Raw genomic sequence first — 4,228 nt, 5'->3', positions numbered from 1 at the left:
GAGTTGTGGGGTGCGTGGGGTGCGTGGGGTGTGTGGTGCGTGGGGTGCGACCGGGCCGTGCGGGACGCGGGGTGCGCGGTGCTGGCTGTGCGGTGCGGTGCGGGACGTGGGGTGCGCGGTGCTGTGCGGTGCGGAGTGCGGTACGCGGTGCGGGGGCGCAATGTGGTGCGGGGGGTGGTGCGCGGTGCGTCGTGCCCGGTGCCGTGCGAGGTGTGGCGCGCGGTGCGTGGCGCCGGGTGCGAGGTACGCCGCCCCATCGTCGGGGCGTGGCATGCTCCGGTCAACGCTGTCTTCCGGCCAACCCCTTGTGTCCCGCGCCGCTTTGCGCTTTCTTGATCGGCATGGCTGAAACCACAGGCAGTGGCACCACCGCCGGAGCGTCCGCACCCCAGCCCCGCAAATCGAGCTGGAAGTACATCGGCCCCGGCATCGTCGTCGCCGCGACCGGCGTCGGCGCCGGTGACCTCGTCGCGACCCTCATCGCGGGCAGCAACTTCGGCTACACCCTGCTGTGGGCCGCCGTCATCGGCTGCGTCGTGAAGATCTCGCTCGCCGAGGCCGCCGGCCGCTGGCACCTGTCCACCGGCACCACCCTCTTCGACGGCTGGGCGAGCCTCGGCCGCTGGACGACGTGGTTCTTCGTCGTCTACGTGGTGATCTGGGGGTACGTCTACGGGGCCGCGGCCATGTCGTCGTCCGGGCTGCCCCTCCAGGCGCTCTTCCCCGACGTCATGGAACTCAAATGGTGGGCGATCCTGACCGGCCTCGTCGGTCTCGTCTTCGTCTGGTTCAACAAGTACGCCGTCTTCGAGAAGGTCATGACGGTCCTGGTCGGCGTGATGTTCGTCGTCACCGTCTACCTCGCCATCCGCGTCACCCCGCACCTGGGCGAGGCCTTCGCGGGCCTGCTGCCCGTGCTGCCCGACGAGAAGGACTCGATCCTCAACACGCTCGGCCTGATCGGCGGCGTCGGCGGCACCATCACCCTTGCCGCGTACGGCTACTGGGTCAACGCCAAGGGCTGGACCAACACCGGCTGGATGAAGGTGATGCGGCTCGACAACCGCGTCGCGTACATCACCACCGGCGTCTTCGTCGTCGCCATGCTCTTCGTCGGCGCCGAGATGCTGCACTCCGCGAACGTCGCCATCGCCAGCGGTGACAAGGGGCTCGTACAGCTCTCCGACATCCTGGAGAAGGAGTACGGCGGCGCCACCGCCAAGCTGTTCCTGGTCGGCTTCTTCGCCACGTCGTTCACCTCGCTGATCGGCGTCTGGCACGGCGTGAGCCTGATGTTCGCGGACTTCGTCGAGCGCTACCGCAAGGAGCGGGTGGGCGCGGACTCCACCGCGCTGAGCGGCGAGGAGGTGGCGTCCGGCGCCCGCGAGAAGTCGGTGCCGTTCCGCGCGTACCTGCTCTGGCTGACCTTCCCGCCGATGATCCTGCTCTTCCAGGGCCAGCCGTTCCGGCTCATCATCATCTACGGCGTCCTCGGCGCGGCCTTCATGCCGTTCCTGGCGCTGACCCTGGTCTGGCTGCTCAACTCCTCGCGCACGCCCAGGGAGTGGCGCAACGGCTGGCTCAGCAACGGCATGCTGACCGTCGCGGGCCTGCTCTTCCTGGTCCTGTGCGTCAAGCAGATCTCCGACCAGGACTGGAGCAGCTTCTTCTAGCCCGCGCCCACGCCTCGGGACACCACCCGCTTCCCGGTACGGAACAGTCACCTCTTCGTGAACACTGGGAAGTTGGGTGTTGAGGCGGGCCCCGCGTGGATATGGTGCTTGAGCCGAGGAGAAGTGCAGGGGGAGCCTCAGGGGGGCGCGCATGCCGACCGCCGTAGCCGTCACCGGCCCCGACCTCGTGCTGCCCTCGCCCGACCGGCACACCCCCTCGGCCGCCGTCCTCCAGTGCGCCGTGCGCTCCCCGCGGGCGTACTCGCTCGACCAGGCGCTCACCGAGATGGACATGCTCATCGAGCACCACGGATACGTGATCGTGCTCTGCCCCGCCTCCGCGCCCGCGGCCCTCACGCACCGGCTGTACGCGGTCCGCTCGGTCCTGGAGAGCGACCGGATCGCCGTCGTACGCTCCGACCTGCCCCCGCTCGGCCTCGCCGTACTCGCCCTCCAGTTACGGCAGTTGTCGGTCTGCGACTTCAGCCCCGGCGTCCTCGCCTCCGCCGCCCGGCTGCTCTCCCACTACATCTACGCGGGCGCCCTGCTCGGCTCCGTCGCCAGGCTCGACCGCGTGCCCGTCACCCTCCAGTCGCACGCCAAGTCCTGGCTGCCCGGCGCCCGGTTCGCGGTCCTCGCCACGCCGCGGCCCGAGCTGGTGCGGCTCTCCGGCGACGGCTCGCAGGCGGGTCTGTCCGGCCCCGGTTTCGGTACGAAGATGCTCTACGCGCCCGGGCAGTTGGCGTCCGACTGGGTCACCGGGCACCTCGCCCCCGACTGGCGCTCCCAGGGTGTCGAAGAGGCCCGCCTGCCCGCCGAGTCCGCGCGGTGGTGGGCCACCGGCAAGCTCGTCGAGTTCGCCGCGGCCATCCCGGACATCTCCGTGCTCTACCAGCTCGTGTCGTCCGTCCGCCGCGACGACTGCCACTGGTGCGGTCTCGAACTCATCGGCGACCGTTGCGCGTTCTGCGCCGCGCCACTGCCGCCGCCCGAGGACCGCCCCGACCGTTCCGTCCGTCCCGGCCGCGCCGACCGCCCCGTGCGCGGCCTCCTGTCCCGCGGCGCGACCTAGCCGCACTCCGCCCCCGCCCCCGCCCCTCGTACGTGACGACCCGCACCGCTCACTGTCCGTAGCCACCCGCACCGATCGAGGTAGTCCGGCCCATGAACTCACGCCAGCGCCGCGGCGTCATCCTGCTGGTCCTGTCGGTCCTGTGTGCGTTCGGCGCGTTCGCGGGGGTGCTCTCGGTCATCCGTGACGTGAACTCGAAGGTGGGGCCCGAGGTCGCCGCGTACAAGCTCAAAGGGGACATCGCGCCCTACAAGGAGCTGACGGCGGAGCAGTTCGAGAAGGTCGAGATGCCGGAGCGGTGGCTCTCCGACAACGCGGTCACGAACCTCCGCGAGATCCGCGGCAAGATCGCCGTCACCCAGCTGCGCAAGGGCTCGCTCCTCCAGAGCGACATGATCGTCAAGCGGCCCGAACTGGGGCCGGGCCAGCAGGAGATCGCCATCATGATCGACGCGGCGACCGGTGTCGCCGGGAAGATCACGCCCGGCTCGACGGTCAACATCTACGCCACCTTCGAGGGCGAGAGCGACAAGGCGAAGGACCAGTCCAAAGTCATCGTGGAGGGCGCCAGGGTGCTCGACGTCGGCAAGCTGACCCCGCTCGAACCGGACCAGGACGACCGCACGCGCCGCAGAGCGAGCGAGGCCGTGCCGATCACGTTCGCCCTCGGCACGGCGGACGCGCAGCGCGTCGCGTACGCGGAGTCGTTCGCCACGCATGTGCGGCTCGCCCTCATCGGCGCGGGCGGCGACCCGACGGTGCCGCCGCGGGATCGTACGTACACCCTCGACGAGGACAAGTAGGAGGTCACGTATGGCCACTCGGATCCTGCCGGCCGTCGGGGACATCGAGGCGGCGCGGGCGTTGTCCACGCTCACGGGGCGTCTGCCGGACGCGGGGCCGGTTCTGCCGGTCGGTGGTTTCGCGGCGGTGCGCCATGCCTTCGGCCGGTCGGCTTCGGCCGATGTGGGCGGTGGGCTGACGGTGCCGCCCGGGGATCGTCCGTACACCCTCGACGAGGACAAGTAGGAGGTCACGTATGGCCACGCGGATCCTGCCGGCCGTCGGGGACATCGAGGCGGCGCGGGCGTTGTCCACGCTCACCGGGCAGCTGCCCGGTGCCGAACCGGCGCTGCCCGTCGGGGACTCCACCGCGCTGCTCGACACCCTCGCCCGGCTCGCCGCCGAGTCCGTCGACGAGCTGCCGGAGGTCGTCCTCGTCCACGAGCGGATCGGGCCGGTCCCGGCGCTGGACCTCATCCGCGACCTCGTCCTGCGCTTCCCCGCCGTCGGCGTCGTCCTGATCACCGCCGACACCAGCCCCGGCATCCTCACGGCCGCCATGGACTGCGGGGCACGCGGCATCGTCGGCGTACCGCTCGCCTACGACGCCCTCGCCGAGCGCGTCCAGGCCGCCGCCGCCTGGTCCGCCGGGATGCGGCGCCACCTCGGCAGCGGGGGCGGGGGGCTCGAACTGTACGGC

5 protein-coding genes are annotated in these 4,228 nt (G+C 71.0%); all 5 read left to right on the top strand.

What is annotated here, in order from left to right:
* The first annotated feature begins 341 nt into the window (after positions 1-341).
* Entirely contained in the window at positions 342-1,673 is a 1,332-nt protein-coding gene (locus tag GKQ77_RS28665; RefSeq protein ID WP_219691875.1) for an Nramp family divalent metal transporter, read from the top strand.
* Between the two features lie 151 nt (positions 1,674-1,824).
* Complete coding sequence (locus tag GKQ77_RS28660; RefSeq protein WP_258022132.1) at positions 1,825-2,745, top strand: hypothetical protein; 921 nt, start codon at positions 1,825-1,827, stop codon at positions 2,743-2,745.
* 92 nt (positions 2,746-2,837) lie between these two features.
* Complete coding sequence (gene cpaB / locus GKQ77_RS28655; protein ID WP_219691873.1) at positions 2,838-3,548, top strand: Flp pilus assembly protein CpaB; 711 nt, start codon at positions 2,838-2,840, stop codon at positions 3,546-3,548.
* Between the two features lie 10 nt (positions 3,549-3,558).
* Positions 3,559-3,774 carry a hypothetical protein gene (locus GKQ77_RS28650; protein ID WP_219691877.1) on the top strand — a complete coding sequence of 72 codons (216 nt, stop codon included), beginning with the start codon at positions 3,559-3,561 and terminating at the stop codon, positions 3,772-3,774.
* A gap of 10 nt (positions 3,775-3,784) precedes the next feature.
* The coding region (locus tag GKQ77_RS28645) for a response regulator (RefSeq protein WP_504739871.1) at positions 3,785-4,228 on the top strand (444 nt) is incomplete at its 3' end.

It is taken from the genome of Streptomyces anatolicus, assembly GCF_019400875.1.
Classification (GTDB): domain Bacteria; phylum Actinomycetota; class Actinomycetes; order Streptomycetales; family Streptomycetaceae; genus Streptomyces; species Streptomyces anatolicus.
Note: the sequence above shows the minus strand (reverse complement) of the source record. Positions and strands in the feature narration are given on the sequence as shown.

What these genes read in the sequence shown, in the direction of transcription:
- GKQ77_RS28665 (WP_219691875.1), top strand. Translation starts at nt 342, where the DNA reads ATGGCTGAAACCACAGGCAGTGGCACCACCGCCGGAGCGTCCGCACCC.
- GKQ77_RS28660 (WP_258022132.1), top strand. Translation starts at nt 1,825, where the DNA reads ATGCCGACCGCCGTAGCCGTCACCGGCCCCGACCTCGTGCTGCCCTCG.
- cpaB (WP_219691873.1), top strand. Translation starts at nt 2,838, where the DNA reads ATGAACTCACGCCAGCGCCGCGGCGTCATCCTGCTGGTCCTGTCGGTC.
- GKQ77_RS28650 (WP_219691877.1), top strand. Translation starts at nt 3,559, where the DNA reads ATGGCCACTCGGATCCTGCCGGCCGTCGGGGACATCGAGGCGGCGCGG.